The organism is Flavobacterium sp. WC2430 (assembly GCF_040822075.1).
GTDB lineage: Bacteria > Bacteroidota > Bacteroidia > Flavobacteriales > Flavobacteriaceae > Flavobacterium.
Map to the genome: position 1 here is coordinate 192,596 of NZ_CP162007.1, position 15,407 is coordinate 208,002.

General features: G+C 33.1%; 14 protein-coding genes. 7 read left to right on the forward strand and 7 right to left on the reverse strand.

Annotation, left to right across the window (positions count from 1 at the left end; all coding sequences use genetic code 11):
* Positions 1 to 28 precede the first annotated feature (28 nt).
* From AB3G36_RS00905 to AB3G36_RS00915, 3 genes are all read right to left on the reverse strand, one after another.
* The gene (locus AB3G36_RS00905; RefSeq protein WP_367755090.1) at positions 29 to 721 is read right to left on the reverse strand and encodes a hypothetical protein; all 693 of its coding nucleotides are present in this window, start codon (positions 719 to 721) and stop codon (positions 29 to 31) included.
* The gene (locus AB3G36_RS00910; RefSeq protein WP_367755092.1) at positions 708 to 1,268 is read right to left on the reverse strand and encodes an RNA polymerase sigma factor; all 561 of its coding nucleotides are present in this window, start codon (positions 1,266 to 1,268) and stop codon (positions 708 to 710) included. Before AB3G36_RS00910 ends, AB3G36_RS00905 begins: the two co-directional genes overlap by 14 nt.
* A 127-nt stretch (positions 1,269 to 1,395) precedes the next feature.
* A complete protein-coding gene (locus tag AB3G36_RS00915; RefSeq protein WP_367755094.1) occupies positions 1,396 to 2,373 on the reverse strand; it encodes a polyprenyl synthetase family protein in 978 nt (325 codons plus the stop codon).
* Between the two features lie 196 nt (positions 2,374 to 2,569).
* On the opposite strand from AB3G36_RS00915, the gene AB3G36_RS00920 reads away from it, so the two are divergent.
* The 3 genes from AB3G36_RS00920 to AB3G36_RS00930 are packed head-to-tail and all read left to right on the forward strand — an operon-like array spanning position 2,570 to position 8,169.
* Positions 2,570 to 5,659 carry a SusC/RagA family TonB-linked outer membrane protein gene (locus AB3G36_RS00920; protein ID WP_367755096.1) on the forward strand — a complete coding sequence of 1,030 codons (3,090 nt, stop codon included), beginning with the start codon at positions 2,570 to 2,572 and terminating at the stop codon, positions 5,657 to 5,659.
* A gap of 10 nt (positions 5,660 to 5,669) precedes the next feature.
* Entirely contained in the window at positions 5,670 to 7,076 is a 1,407-nt protein-coding gene (locus AB3G36_RS00925; protein ID WP_367755098.1) for a SusD/RagB family nutrient-binding outer membrane lipoprotein, read from the forward strand.
* 10 nt (positions 7,077 to 7,086) lie between these two features.
* Positions 7,087 to 8,169: a phosphoglyceromutase gene (locus tag AB3G36_RS00930; protein WP_367755100.1), complete on the forward strand. Its 1,083-nt coding sequence runs from the start codon at positions 7,087 to 7,089 to the stop codon at positions 8,167 to 8,169.
* Positions 8,170 to 8,243: 74 nt separating this feature from the next.
* Here the strand turns inward: AB3G36_RS00930 and rlmN are convergent, their stop codons facing one another.
* Positions 8,244 to 9,287: a 23S rRNA (adenine(2503)-C(2))-methyltransferase RlmN gene (gene rlmN, locus AB3G36_RS00935; RefSeq protein WP_367755102.1), complete on the reverse strand. Its 1,044-nt coding sequence runs from the start codon at positions 9,285 to 9,287 to the stop codon at positions 8,244 to 8,246.
* Positions 9,288 to 9,553: 266 nt separating this feature from the next.
* Between rlmN and AB3G36_RS00940 the strand changes: the two genes are divergently transcribed.
* The 4 genes from AB3G36_RS00940 (at position 9,554) to AB3G36_RS00955 (ending at position 12,779) form a co-directional block, all read left to right on the forward strand.
* Positions 9,554 to 10,120 carry a YceI family protein gene (locus AB3G36_RS00940; protein WP_367755104.1) on the forward strand — a complete coding sequence of 189 codons (567 nt, stop codon included), beginning with the start codon at positions 9,554 to 9,556 and terminating at the stop codon, positions 10,118 to 10,120.
* Positions 10,121 to 10,127: 7 nt separating this feature from the next.
* A complete protein-coding gene (locus tag AB3G36_RS00945) occupies positions 10,128 to 11,486 on the forward strand; it encodes a hypothetical protein (RefSeq protein WP_367755106.1) in 1,359 nt (452 codons plus the stop codon).
* Between the two features lie 4 nt (positions 11,487 to 11,490).
* Positions 11,491 to 12,042: a hypothetical protein gene (locus AB3G36_RS00950; RefSeq protein WP_367755108.1), complete on the forward strand. Its 552-nt coding sequence runs from the start codon at positions 11,491 to 11,493 to the stop codon at positions 12,040 to 12,042.
* A gap of 95 nt (positions 12,043 to 12,137) precedes the next feature.
* The gene (locus tag AB3G36_RS00955; RefSeq protein WP_367755110.1) at positions 12,138 to 12,779 is read left to right on the forward strand and encodes an O-methyltransferase; all 642 of its coding nucleotides are present in this window, start codon (positions 12,138 to 12,140) and stop codon (positions 12,777 to 12,779) included.
* A gap of 174 nt (positions 12,780 to 12,953) precedes the next feature.
* Here the strand turns inward: AB3G36_RS00955 and AB3G36_RS00960 are convergent, their stop codons facing one another.
* The 3 genes from AB3G36_RS00960 to AB3G36_RS00970 form a co-directional block, all read right to left on the reverse strand.
* Positions 12,954 to 13,517, reverse strand: coding sequence for a phosphatase PAP2 family protein (locus AB3G36_RS00960; protein WP_367755112.1), 564 nt, complete (start codon positions 13,515 to 13,517; stop codon positions 12,954 to 12,956).
* Positions 13,517 to 13,888: a twin-arginine translocase TatA/TatE family subunit gene (locus tag AB3G36_RS00965; RefSeq protein WP_367755114.1), complete on the reverse strand. Its 372-nt coding sequence runs from the start codon at positions 13,886 to 13,888 to the stop codon at positions 13,517 to 13,519. Before AB3G36_RS00965 ends, AB3G36_RS00960 begins: the two co-directional genes overlap by 1 nt.
* A gap of 87 nt (positions 13,889 to 13,975) precedes the next feature.
* Positions 13,976 to 15,367 carry an IS4 family transposase gene (locus tag AB3G36_RS00970; RefSeq protein ID WP_367755116.1) on the reverse strand — a complete coding sequence of 464 codons (1,392 nt, stop codon included), beginning with the start codon at positions 15,365 to 15,367 and terminating at the stop codon, positions 13,976 to 13,978.
* Positions 15,368 to 15,407: the final 40 nt, after the last annotated feature.

The following is a 15,407-nucleotide window of genomic DNA, read 5'->3' on the forward strand; positions in this document are numbered from 1 at the left end:
TTGATTTTAATAATGATTGATGATTTGTTTATTCTAAATTTCTATTCGCCAACGCTACTTTTACAGTTTGGTAATTTTTGTTAATTTTTACAATTACTTTTTCTCTAAAAGAAGGTTCTAGTTCGTTATCTACTTGTGAAAGTAAGTTATTCGCATTAACAGAAACTGATTGTTTTTGCCCTATTTGGTTCTCTTTAACCATTTTTGACTCAATAGATCCTAAAAGAGTATTGATTGTATTATTACTCGCTTTCTCAGCAACTAAAGGAACAGGGACATTATTTTGATTGTTTTCTGATTTGTTTTGATTGATGACTGAAATCTCCTTGTTTTTATTCACTAATTGCGTTGGCTTTCTGTTTAGATTATTATTCTCGGCCACCACTTCTTTCCTCCTAATCAAACTTTTAGTACTTATAGAAGTTGTAGTATCTTTAATATTTACTTTTTGTTCTTCAGTAGTATTCCGATCTAATTTTTGTTCCAATACAACTGGAGTAGTAGTACTTATTTTTTTAGCTCCAAAACCATTAAAAAAAATAGTCCCAACAATTAGGAAACCTATAAAACTAGCTGCAATATACATCCAAGTAAAAGACCTTTTCGGTTTCTCAGTAGCAGTCAACATCGCATCCAATCGATCCCATGCTTGAGCAGAAGGCTGAATTTTTCTTGCCTCCAATTTCTCCTTCATTATGCTATCCAATTTATTCGGTTCCATAATCGTATTTTTTTGTTGCGTTAATTTGCTTCTGCAAAATTTTTCTTGCATGTGCCAATTGTGACTTAGATGTTCCTTCATTGATCCCAAGCATAATGGCTATTTCCTTATGTTTAAAACCTTCAATAGCATATAAATTGAAAACCATTTTATAGCCATCAGGTAAATTATCTATCATACACTGAATGTCATCTGTTGAAAATTCGCATTCTTCAGCTTCGTCACTTTCCTCTACATGAACTACATCTTCAATAAAGCTTACTTTCTTATGCACTCGCAAAAAAGAGATACATTCATTAACCATGATTCGCCTAATCCAACCTTCAAAACTCCCGTTGTGTTGAAAATTTTTAAGACCAGTAAATACTTTCATGAAGGAAGTAATCATCACATCTTCGGCTTGTTGTACGTCTTTTACATAAAGCCGGCAGATACTTAACATTTTTGGTGAAAACCGAGAATAAATTTGCTGCTGTGCCTGACGATTATTCTCGACAGCTAGCTGGATCATTTCTTTTTCCTCTTGATGTAAGTTGATTACTTTCAAAGTCTTTATAAAGGGTTTCTATTAGTATAGACGATTGACAATGCAAAAAGGTTGCATAGCAGTTAAAAAAAAATGGGGTTTAAAAAATAAAACAATAACTGCCAGCGAGTTATAATTTTAAAAAAAACTATTTCTTTCTTTCAATAACGTAATTAACCATTAAGATTAAAGCATCTTTAAAGGCCGAGTTGGGATAATTATCCAATAGCAAAAGTGCTTCTTGTTGAAATTCGACCATTTTGTTTTCGGCATATCCCAAACCATTATTATCTTTTACAAAAGCAATTACTTCTTTTACTCTTTTTTTGTCTTTGTTGTGGTTTTTTATGGAATTGATTAACCACGATTTCTCTTTTGAAGTACAGGTATTCAAAACATGAATTAAAGGAAGAGTCATTTTTTGTTCCTTAATATCAATACCTGTTGGTTTCCCAATAGCATCATCAGTATAATCAAATAAATCATCTTTGATTTGGAAAGCCATTCCAATAAGCTCACCAAATTTTCGCATATTCTCAACTTGCACCTCATCATCAATAACTGATTTTGCGCCAAGAGCACAACAAGCTGCTATAAGTGTAGCAGTCTTTTTACGGATAATTTCGTAATAAATATCTTCCGTAATATCCAGTCTTCTGGCTTTTTCTATTTGAAGTAATTCCCCCTCGCTCATTTCACGTACGGCGACAGAAATAATTTTAAGTAAATCAAAATCACCATTATCAATAGAAAGCAGCAATCCTTTTGAGAGCAAATAATCTCCTACAAGTACGGCGATTTTATTTTTCCACAATGCATTAATGGAGAAAAAACCCCTGCGACGATTACTATCATCCACCACATCATCATGCACTAATGTTGCAGTATGAATCAATTCAATCACACAAGCCCCGCGGTAGGTTCTTTCGTTTATTGTTCCAGCAGAAACCATCTTAGCGGTCAAAAAAACAAACATAGGTCGCATTTGTTTACCCTTTCGATTCACTATATAGTAGGTGATTCTGTTCAACAAAGCCACTTGCGAGGTCATCGATTCATAGAACTTTTTTTCAAAAAGTTCCATTTCTTTAAAGATGGGCTGTTTTATTTGAGAAGTGACATTCATTTAGCATTCAAAGTTACATCTTTTGGCAAATATATTTAGCCTTAAATCTAATTTAAGTCATTCATTTAAAAAAAACCTTCTCCTTAACATTGCTAACCCATTCTTAATTTCATTTGTCTTTTTGTTAAAGTTGTCTTAATCTGATGTAGAAATCCTACCTATAAGTTTGCACAACGAAAACAAACAACAAAAAAAAATGAAAATTTCAAGAAAAAATCTACTATTTCTTTTACTTGTGTTTTGTGTGCATTTAGTGAATGCACAAACAAAATCAATCTCTGGAAAAGTCACCGATTCGTCTGGTTTCCCACTTACCGGAACAACAGTTTTAGTTAAAGGATCTAAAAATGCAACTATTGCTGATAGCAATGGAAACTATACTATTAATGTCGAAAAAGGAAAAACAATAGTATTTACTTTTATGGGATTCACAACCAAAGAAGTTTTAGTTAGTAATCAAGAAAATCAAAATGTAATACTACAAGATGATTCCATATCACTGGGCGAAGTGGTTGTTACTGCATTAGGAATTAAAAGAGACAAACGTGCACTAGGATATGCTTCACAAGAATTAAAATCGGATGATATTAACAAAGTAAACTCATCTAATTTTGTTTCGAACTTAACAGGGAAAATATCTGGGGTACAAATCACTGGTTCTGGTAACGGAATTACAAGTTCTTCAAGAATAACAATCCGTGGTGATAAATCTTTGAATATTAATAATAACGGGCCTTTATTTATTGTAGATGGTATACCAATTAACAATAATGTATATGGTGTGGGTGGATCTGCAACGACTCAAACTGATTTACCTACTGATTATGGAAATGGTGCTTCGGAAATTAATCAAGAAAATATTGAGAGTGTAAACGTTTTAAAAGGAGCAGCGGCATCGGCACTTTATGGTTCCAGAGCCGCAAATGGAGTTATTGTTATCACAACTAAATCCGGTAAGAAAGGAAAAGGACTTGGAGTTTCAATTTCCTCTTCTTTTATGACAAGCGAAGCATTAAGATTACCTGAAATTCAAGGTGTGTATGGCGCGGGTTCTAAACAAATTTACGACGCAGGTGCAGATACAAATTTAGGCCCTCGTTTTGACTCTGGCATTTCATTATTACAAAACGGAAGCCCAGGGTATTCTGTAGGACAAGGGCAAGTATTACCCTTTGAATTTAGATACAACCTCAATGATTTTTTTAGAAAAGGAAGTTCTATCTCAAATTCGGTTTCGGTTTCGGGTTCTGATGAAAAAACGAATTTCAGATTGAGTTACGGAAAAACAAATAGCGAAGATATTGTTCCTAATTCTAATTTGAAAAGAGAAAATATAAGCTTAAACCTTAATTATTCTATTTCGGACAAATGGAAATTAAGTACGGTAGCCACTTATACAAAAAGTTCAAGTGATAACACGCCTGTTACTGGTTACGGAAGCCAAGGTATTATGTATAATTTACTTTGGAATCATACCAATGTTGATTTAGACTGGCTTAAAGATTATTGGATTACAAAAGATGTAAAACAAAATAGCATGTTTGGTTGGGGAGATAACCCATTCAAGATTGCTTACGAGAACATCAATGCTTTCAAAAAAGGACGCCTTTTTGGTAATATTTCTTCTACTTATGAAATCAACAATGACTTTTCATTCATGGCTCGTATTGGGATGGATAATTCAAATGATTTTAGATGGTCCAGAAGACCTATTGGTTCTTCAAGATATACTAACGGAATGTATCGCGAACAAACCATTGGGTTTACAGAGTATAATGCCGATATGTTATTGAGTTACGATCATAGTTTTGGTGATTTTTCCGTTAAAATATCTTACGGTGCGAATAGTATGAATCAATACACATCCGAAAGTAAGATTGAAGGGCAAGGGATCAGTATTCCAGGTATCTACAATTTACAGAACATCAATGTGATGCCGATTCAATCGAGAAACATTTACAAAAAGCGTATTAACAGTATGTATAGTTTGGCCAATATTGGATACAAAGATTATCTGTATTTAGACCTTACCGCAAGAAATGACTGGTCATCTACATTACCTGCAAACAACAACTCGTATTTCTATCCATCGGCATCATTGAGTTTTATTCCAACATCACTATTTGAAATGAATGAAAATATTGATTTCTTAAAACTAAGAGTGAACGCTGCATCTGTAGGAAATGATACTGATCCTTATCGATTAGTAAAAACCTATGACAATGGAGCTTTGGCTGGGACTTTAACCAATCCTAATTCTATTTTAAACAGTAATTTAAAACCAGAAATTGCAACTTCTTATGAGGTGGGTTTTGAAGCTCAGTTTTTCAAAAAAAGAATTACACTTGATGCGAGTTATTATATTACCAACTCTAAGAATCAAATTGTAGGTTTGGATATTTCACAATCAACTGGTTTTAATTCGAATGTGATTAATGCGGGTAAAATTCAAAATAAAGGAATCGAATTAGGTCTAGGAATTACACCTGTTAGAACAAAAGATTTTGAATGGTCGCTTAACGCCAATTTTACTCAAAATCGAGGTACCGTAAAAGAATTGACAGATGGAATTAATAATTATATCATTGCTCAAGGTCCTAATGGTGGTACCATTGAAGCACGTGTAGGTGAACGAATGGGAGATTTATACGGTCGTGGTTATTTAAGAAGTCCTGACAACCAAATTGTATATGACAATACTGGTTCTCCAATTTTAGATACTAAAATTAAAAAAATAGGAAACTACAATCCAGATTGGATGTTAGGTCTTGCTACTAATTTAAAATACAAAAACATCAGCCTTAATGCTTTATTTGATGTAAGACATGGCGGGAAAATCTATTCGATGACCAATGCTATAGGAATGGAAAGTGGCATACTAGCGGTTTCATTACCTGGTAGAGAAACTGGAATCGTTGGAAAAGGAGTCGTACAAAACACAGATGGAACTTACAGCCCAAATACCACTTCAATAAGCGCCGAAAACTGGTATTACTCTAATGCCTTTCGTAGAGATAATATTGAAGCCAATTCATTTGATGCGTCTTATGTAAAACTAAGAGAAGTAAGTTTAAATTATAGATTTTCTGACAAATGGTTCAAAGCAGTGAAAATGCAAAACTTAAGCATTGGTTTAGTAGGAAATAATTTAGCCCTTTGGACAAAAGTCCCAAACATCGATCCAGAAACTAAAGCGATAAGCGGGGGTACATTATTACCAGGATTTGAAGTACTACAACTGCCTTCATCTAGAAACTATGGAATCAAATTAAATGCTTCATTCTAAAAAAATTATCATGAAAAAAATCATATTATTCATACTATTATTAAGTGTCAGTATTTCTTGTACCGATGGATTTGAAGAAATCAACACTAATAAAAACCAACCAACTGCCTCACAACCGAAGCAGTTATTACCTAACGTTATTTTCAATCTAGCAAATAATAATGTTTCAAATTCTTTCAACTTTGGAGATATCGTGGCTCAATATGGCGGTAACTACGAGTACAATGAATTAGACATTTACAACTGGGGTGCTGACAACCGTTTTTGGGGAATGTACAAATGGCTTAATGACATCTACGACATTAAAAAGCAAGCAATTCTATTAAACAACAAAAACTATGAAGCGATAAGTCTGGTTCTTGAAACCTACACAATGAGTCTTATTACGGATTCTTATGGTTATGCCCCTTACTCTGAAGCCTCAAAAGGAGAAGAAGGAATTTTAAAACCTAAGTACGATTCTCAGGAAGAAATTTACACCCAATTACTTTTAAACTTAGATAAAGCAAATACTTTAATAGATACAAAAACAAAAGTAGAAGGTGACTTATTGTATGGTGGAGACATGTTGAAATGGAAAAAATTCTGTAATTCATTACACGTAAGGCTTTTGATGCGTATCTCTAATAAAGTAAATGTAAGCGTCAAATTAAATGAAATCATTAGTAAACCTACTGAATATCCTATATTTCAATCCAATGCAGATAATGCTAACTATGTTTACTCAGGAAGTTTTCCTAATATCTCTCCTATGAGTGATGGTATCAATAGATTATATGGATATAATATTGTGATTCCATCTACTAATTTAGTAAACACGTTAATTACAAATAACGATCCCCGACTAGAAGAATGGATTGATCCAATTGTGGGAACTACTAATCAGTTAGGACTTCAACCTGGTCTTACTTTAGATCAAATTGGAGAACCTACAAAATATTCTAGAAGAGCGGAAGATTATTTTTATAACAAAACAAAAATATCTTCAATATTCATGACGTATAGTGAATTAAACTTTTTATTAGCCGAAGCAAGTCAACGCAATCTTATCACATCTGGATCTGCGAAAACGTATTACGATACTGCTGTAGAAGCTTCTTTCAAACAATGGAATGTAATTATGCCTGCAGATTACTTGACTACAACTGCACCCTATAGTGCAACTACTGAGGTATTATATACTCAAAAATGGTTAGCTTTATACCACACTGGAGTAGAAGCCTGGCTAGACTGGAAAAGGACGGGTAAACCAAGTTTTATTAAAGCAGGTCCTGGTTCAAAAAACAATGGTAAAGTTCCAAGAAGAATCATGTATCCTAGTTTAGAGCAATCAGTAAATGCCGAAAACAATAGTGAGGCATTACAAAAAATGGGTAGCGATGATATCAATGTAAAAGTATGGTGGGATAATTTTTAATTAAAAAAACATGAAAAAAATATTTTTAATACTACTACTTTTAAGTGCTGTAATCACTAATGCGCAAAAAGCTGAAAACATAATTATCATCACTACAGATGGTTTTAGATGGCAAGAGGTTTTTAAGGGTATGGATGAAACCTTAGCAAGAGACAAAAAATTCAATCAAAATGACAGCTCTTATATTTACAAAAAATACTGGGCTGAAAATAGTGACGAACGCAGAGAAAAGCTAATGCCTTTTATGTGGTCAGTAGTTGCCAAAAAAGGACAAATTTATGGTAATAGAACACTTGGCAATAAAGTAAACAATGCCAACCCTTACTGGTTTAGTTATCCTGGTTATAACGAGATCATGACGGGATATGCTGATACTTTGATTAACTCTAATCACTATCCTGCAAATCCTAATGTTACTATTTTAGAATATTTAAATAAGCAACCCAAAATAAAAGGGAGAGTTGCTGCTTTTGGTGCTTGGGATGCTTTTGATAATATTCTGAACGAAAAAAGGGCTGGTTTTCCTGTAATATCTGCATTTGACAAAGTGGGTGGCAAAAATCCAACGGAGAAACAAAAACTGATTAATGCTATGCTGGCAGACTCTTTTAAGCCTTTTCATGAAGAAGAATGTTTAGACATTTTTACACATTATGGTGCGCTTGATCAATTAAAGACTAACAAACCTAGAGTATTGTATATCTCCTACGGGGAAACTGATGAATGGGCACATGCTGGATTTTATCGCTCCTATTTAGATGCGGCACATCAGGTAGATGCTTGGATAAAAGAAATTTGGGATTTTGTACAAAATGATCCACAATACAAAGACAAAACGGCTTTGGTTTTTACTACTGATCATGGGCGTGGTGATAGCACTAAATCAGAATGGACAAGTCATGGTCCAAAAATTAAAGACGCTTCTGAAATATGGTTTGCCACTATGGGACCGCAAATTGAAGCAAAAGGGGAAATTAAAACAGAATCTCAATTGTACCAAAACCAATTTGCACAAACAATGGCAAAAATTATGGGCTATACGTTTGAAGCCAATCATCCAATTGCAAAAGAGATATTTGGAGTAGTGAAATAATCACTTCCTTCTGCATAGAAAAGGGGTTTGACAAAATTGTCAAACCCCTTTTTATTTAAACTCTTTATTTAAAATTAAGCTTCTTTATTAGCCAATTGCCCACAAGCAGCATCTATATCTTTACCTCTACTTCTACGAACTTTAACTACAATCCCACTTGCTTCTAATGCTTTTATGTAAGCATTAGTCGCTTCTTCAGAGGCTTGTTGAAATTCTCCGTCATCAATCGGGTTGTATTCGATCAAGTTTACTTTACAAGGTACGTATTTACAAAATTTAACTAAAGCATCTATTGATTCCTTATTATCATTGATATCCTTCCAAACGACATATTCGTAAGAGATCTTTGATTTGGTTTTTCGATACCAATATTCTAATGATTCACGCAAATCTGCCAAAGGAAAATTAGCACTAAAAGGCATTATTCGAGCACGAATTTCATCAATTGCTGAATGCAGAGAAACAGCCAATTTGAACTTCACATCATCATCAGCTAATTTTTTTATCATTTTTGGTACTCCTGATGTCGAAACCATAATTCGCTTCGGTGACATTCCTAATCCCTCCTCGGATGTAATCATTTCAATTGCCTTCAATACATTATTGTAATTCATAAGTGGCTCTCCCATTCCCATGAAAACAATATTAGAAAGAGGATGATTATGATACAAACGACTTTCTCTATCTATGGCCAAAACCTGATCATATATTTCAGCAGGTTCTAAGTTTCGCATCCTTTTTAATCGCGCTGTAGCGCAAAAGTTACAATCCAAACTACAACCTACTTGGCTAGAAACGCAAGCTGTTGTTCTAGTATTGGTGGGAATTAAAACAGATTCTACTACTAAACCATCATGTAAACGGACGGCATTTTTTACCGTACCGTCTTCAGAACGTTGCATTGTATCTACCTTTATGTGATTGATTACAAAGTAGCTTTCTAACATCGCACGCGTTTCTTTAGAGATATTAGTCATATCCTCAAAACTGTGCGCCCCTTTACTCCACAACCACTCATATACTTGATTACCACGAAAAGCTTTGTCGCCACTGGTTACAAAAAAATCTCGTAATTCTTCTTTGGATACTGCCCGTATGTCTTTTTTCTCAATTTGCATGCTGCAAATTTAATGACTATTTATTGTATTAAATAATTATCCACACAAATTCAGCTTTTCAAGCTGATTCTATTGTTCTTTTTTAAAATAAAATTATTTCAAAAAAAAATCAAAGATATCGATATAGTACTACCGTTTTTTAATAAACCCTTAACCACTGATATTTATCATGTATTGCTCTTCTACTTCGGTATAAATTTGTCTCATAATTAATACAAAAAATAGAATTTACAAACCAGCATGAAATTAACTTAATAAATAACAGCATGAAATCAACAACACTTAAATCGGCTTTTTTAGCAATCACTTTATTGGGAATAATATGGTCTTCAAATGCTCAGAAAAACTATGAGTTAAATAAAAAACAAACTTTTTCTGTACTGGGAACTTCAACATTACATGACTGGGAAATGGAATCAAGCACAGCTACTGGTACTGCAAATATTACTATTGCCAATTCTAAATTAGAAGCCATTAATGGAATAACAATAAATCTAAAATCGGAAAGTATAAAAAGTGGCAAAGGCGCTATGGACAAAATAGCATACAAAACCTTAAACACAAATAAATTCAAAACCATTAAATATGTTTTAAAAACTGCTGAAAAGGTAAATGAAACCACTTGGGATTTAATTGGAACATTTAGTATTGCTGGCGTTAGCAAAGAATTCAAAACACAAGTACAAACAACAATAAGTAACGGCTCCGTTACTATACAGGGATCGAACAAAATTACATTTGATGAATTTGGCATGACCCCACCAACTGCATTATTTGGAACTATTAAAACCGGAAAAGAACTTACACTAAAATTCAATATTAACTTTAATTAAAGCAATCATGAAAATAATTTATCTTTTAGCTGCTGTCGTATTAAGTTTGACAACAATAACTGCACAAAATAGTTTTGGACAAATTCAAAATACGATTCCACGTGACCAAAATGGAATAAATCAATTTGACGTAAAAAAAGACAGCGTAGTATATAAAGGAATTAGCGTTGATCTTGGAGCTGCATTTGCTTTGCAATTTCAAGGAGTAAAATCCTTTAATGACCAATCCAATTTACCTGCTCCTATTACCGGTTACAGATTAAATAATCTAGGAAATAATTTTAATTTACCTACAGCGAATATGACTATTGGGGCTCAATTATATGATGGTGTACGAGTAAATCTAGAACTCTATTTGGCCGCGAGACACCACAATGAGACATGGGTAAAAGGAGGTTATTTACAAATTGATAAATTAGATTTTATCAAAAAAGACTTCTTAGCTGATTTTATGAAATATGCAACCATCAAAATCGGGCAAATGGAAAACAACTATGGTGATGCTCATTTTAGAAGATCTGACAATGGAAATACATTGGCCAACCCTTTTATTGGAAATAACATTATGGATGCTTTCACTACAGAAATGGGTGCTGAATTTTATTACAACAGAAACGGTTTTGTAAGTATGATAGGTGTTACCAACTCAAAACTAAATCAAAATGTAAAAGAAATAGTTGCAAGTTCACCTACTCAAAACACAACTATTAGCCCCACTATTTTAGCAAAAATAGGATTTGACAAACAAATTGATTCTGATTTAAGAGTACGATTAACTGGGTCTTTATTTCATGTTTCAAATATAAGTGGAAACTTATATGGATCTGATAGAGCAGGTAGCCGCTTTTATGGTGTTATGTCTCATGCGGCATACACAGGAGTTTCTGGAGAAGTAGCTGACAACTTTGATCCTGCAGCAAACAAAGATACTGGTAGATTCAATCCTGGATATGGCAACTGGGCAACTTCATACATGATAAACCCTTTTATAAAATACAAAGGCCTTGAATTCTTTGGAACATTAGAATTATCTTCTGGAGGAGATGCAAAAGGAAATGACGATAAAAGAACTGTTAACCAATATGTAGGTGATGTATTGTACCGATTTGGAAAAAACGAAAACCTTTATGTTGGAGCCAAATATAATTTAGTTACTGGAAAACTAAAAAATGCAGATGCAAATGCCGTTACAGTAAATAGATTAGAAACTGGACTAGGTTGGTTTATGACTAAAAACATATTGACTAAAGTAGTTTATGTAGATCAAAATTATAAAGATTTCAGTCAATTTACAGCAGGAAATCCTAATGATTTATATGGAGGAAACTTTAATGGAGTCTTATTTGAAGCCGTAATTACATTTTAATATAATGAAAAAAAGAATTGCAATAGGCATAATGGGTTTAGCACTTTTCACACTCTTAGGAGGTGCTAAGTCCACTGTTGCACTAAAAAATGCAACACTGATAATAAATAGAATTGAAATAAAAATTAGCGGAACTTCAAACGTGGGAAAATACCATTGTACCAATACTTTTTATATAAATGACACTATCAATTTGAACCTAAACAAGAAAAACTCTATAAATGCAGATATCCCAATGCTAAACTTTGATTGTGGTAATAAAATCATGACTAAAGATTTACAAAGCACTGTAAAATGCAAAGAATTCCCAAACAGCCATGTTACAATAACAGACATCAAAGCTTACAAGTCCGATTACAAATGCAACCTTACTTTTTTAATCACAGATAAAAAACTGAATTACAAAGACTTTATATTATATAAAGAAGATGACAAAATTCATGGCACTATCAATATCAATTTTTCAGATATTGACCTTGATCCGCCAGTAAAAATGGCTGGTCTTGTAAAAGTAAGAGACCAGGTTGTTATTGATTTTAGTTTATACAATAATTGATTTCTAACACAAAAAGCTTCCTTTAAATTTACTTTTAAACTTCTTTTATTCCCATTTTTTGATTTGTAACTTTGCATCAATTAAAAAAGTCAAAAATGCATTTCATCTCACAAGAATTAGAAGATTATATTGAACAACATTCTGAAAAAGAACCTGCTTTACTAGCCGCTTTAAATAAAGAAACGTATCAAAAAATTCTTTTACCACGCATGTTAAGCGGTCATTTTCAAGGACGTGTTTTGAGTATGTTAGCCAAATTGATTCGTCCTGTGAATATCCTTGAGATTGGTACCTATACTGGTTATTCGGCTCTATGTTTGTGCGAAGGGATGCAAGAAAATGGTGTTCTTCATACCATTGACATTAAGGAAGAACTGATCGATTTTCAGCGAAAACATTTTGACAAATCACCTTGGGGGAAACAAATTGTACAACATTTAGGTGAAGCTACTGCTATCATACCAAATCTTGACGTAAAATTTGATTTGGTTTTTATTGACGCAGACAAAGAAAACTACATTAACTATTTTGAGCTGATTGTTCCAAAAATAAATAAAGGCGGTATTATTTTATCGGATAATGTATTATGGAGCGGCAAAGTCTTGGAACCCTTAAACCCAAAAGACATTAGCACTAAAGTACTTTTGGAGTATAATGCCTTATTAAAAAATGACCCCCGAGTAGAAACTGTTTTGCTCCCCATACGTGATGGACTGACTGTAAGTAGAGTACTTTAATTATTTTATCGTTTACTCAGATTTTCTAGCCCAGATGGAAATGAAAATCCTTATGGTATAAAAATGAAATTTTTCTAAACAAAAAAGAGCGACCAACGGAAGCTCCTTTATTGTAATTGAAAAATCATTTTTACCAGAAGATTGAAATGTACAGCTGGAAATAGCTTTTTAAAATTAAACTGGAAAATATTTTTTTTGCGCTTTCTTATAAAGAATAGAAAATAGATATCCCGAAAATATCCCGAATACATACCCACAAAAAATATCTAGCGGATAATGCAATCCTAAATAAATACGACTATAGGCAAAAATTAATGGCCACAAAAACAATAGAATAAAATAGCTTGAATATTGGCGCAAAGTAAAATACAATAATGTCGCAACAGCCATACTATTAGCGGCATGACCTGAAAAAAAACTATAGGAATTACTTTTCTTGACTACTCTTATTATGGTATTTATTTCTGGATTATTACACGGTCGAAGTCTTTGAAATCCGTTTTTAAACAAGTTGGTAACTTGGTCCGTAAACGTTAATAAAATAGCAATAAATAGCAGTAAATACAAGGTTTGTTTTGTTCCTAATTTTTTTAAAATAACATACAATAACAATAAGAATAAAGGCAACCAATTGAGTTGATTTGTTATAATCAACCAAAGTCCATCATATTGCGTAGAACCCAAACTATTTAAGTAAACAAGTAATTGGGTATCTAACGTCAGTATTTTTTCCAACATTATTTTTGACGTTTTACTGGTCCTGTAATGTCTTCAATATCTTCTTTTACTTTATTTGCTTGCACAACTGAATCTCCTAAAAGATCGGTTTTTACTTTATTTGCCTGAGCAACGGTATCACCCATAAGGTCTTCTTTCACCTTATTGATATGAGAATTTATATCTCCTGTCAATTCAGACAATGATTTTGTATCCAAACCATTGGCCTCAACCCCTTTTTGGATTTCACTTTTGATATCATTTGTCGCATTTTTTAATTGCGCCATAGCTTTACCCATAGTACGAGCCATTTCTGGAACTTTATCCGATCCAAAAAGCATTAGCACTATAAACATAATAAAAACTAACTCTCCTCCTCCTATACCAAACATATTTTTTCTATTTTAATATTGCAAATATACCAAATTTTGATTCCGCCTCTTTTAAATTTTTCATAAAAAAAAAGACTCAAAATTGAGCTACCGTCTGGACACATCTCTAAAAAGTATCCAACCTTGCATAATTGAGGCAAATTTCTGAAGACCAATCCAAAAGGTTGTAATGCCGGGTCTTCTTTCAGAGAGATAGCCTTTCCATCCGCCTAATCTTGCTATAGCCCATATATATCGCTTCAAATCTGACGATTTATATGGGTTTTTTAATTTTTCGGTTTTACCTTCTAATTGTGCAATTTGCAGTTCTAAACATTCTATTTCTTCTTCTGAAAAACAGCTTCTGGGTTCAGTTTCCTCTTCTCTGGCATATGCAATTTGCATGATAAAGAGTTTTATAATAGTTTCGAGCATCAAAAGACATAGCTTACGAACTGCTTTGCCTTGAGATAATTCGCTGGCTTCTATATTGAAGCCTTCTTTCTTTAAAATTCTAAATACTTCTTCAATAGTCCATCTGTAGGTGTACCATTCGATACAAACTAATGCGGTTTGTAAATCTTCGACTTTCTTTGTAGTTAGCAATCTCCAAAGTATTGGGTTTTCAATATTTTCTCCCACTTCTTTTGCCTCGATAGCATAAAGATTGATTTTCTCTGGAAGATGTTTACCTGAATATTGATGTTTACCTATTGTTATTTCTGAAAAGCGCACTTCGATAGCAGCAGTTCTTTTTTGGATATTTCTTCTTTTATCTCCCTCTAGCTCAATAATGTACATTCCTTGAAGTGATTGAGAACTTAGATGATCGAACAGTTTGATTTTATTATCTAACATCCGATTAAATCGCGATCTAATCAACAAATGTGTTTTACTGTCAGGGACAAGACAAAATTGTTCGTAAATATCGCTCTCTCTGTCCTGAATAATGATTACTTCTTTTGCTTCACTCAGTCTTCTCTTTGTTTCAAGAGAAGAATCGATCCATTTATAAGACTCTTTCTCTTCAATGGGTATACGATTGTGAGTATGAGTCTTCATTTTAGGAGGCAGTTCATGTCCTCTATTCCAGATTTTTACATCTGAAAAACCATACGGCATTAAAGTATCCGCATCTATAATAAAACTTGGATGAATAAAAAAGCCAAGTCCTCCAACAGAAGCATTGGTTATTCCAATTGATCCGTCTTTCTTAATCCTATTTCTGTGATTATATAGGTTGATTTCGCTGGTATCCTGAATGCATAAAACAGATTTGTTAGCAACACATTTTTTACAATTAGAAGACATATTATTGATAATATCGGCTTCACTGACATTATCATTTTGCAAAAAACGGTAAATCGCTTTGGCTTCAGAATCACTTTCTGCTAATTGTCTTATCGAATAAATACTATTAGCAAACAAGCGATTGAGAATAGAATTACCTCTATTCAACAATCGCTTGTCTTTTAAATCTTCAAAATATCTAGTCTGCACTTTTTCTCAAATATAATTAAAATATTTGTGTCCAGATGGT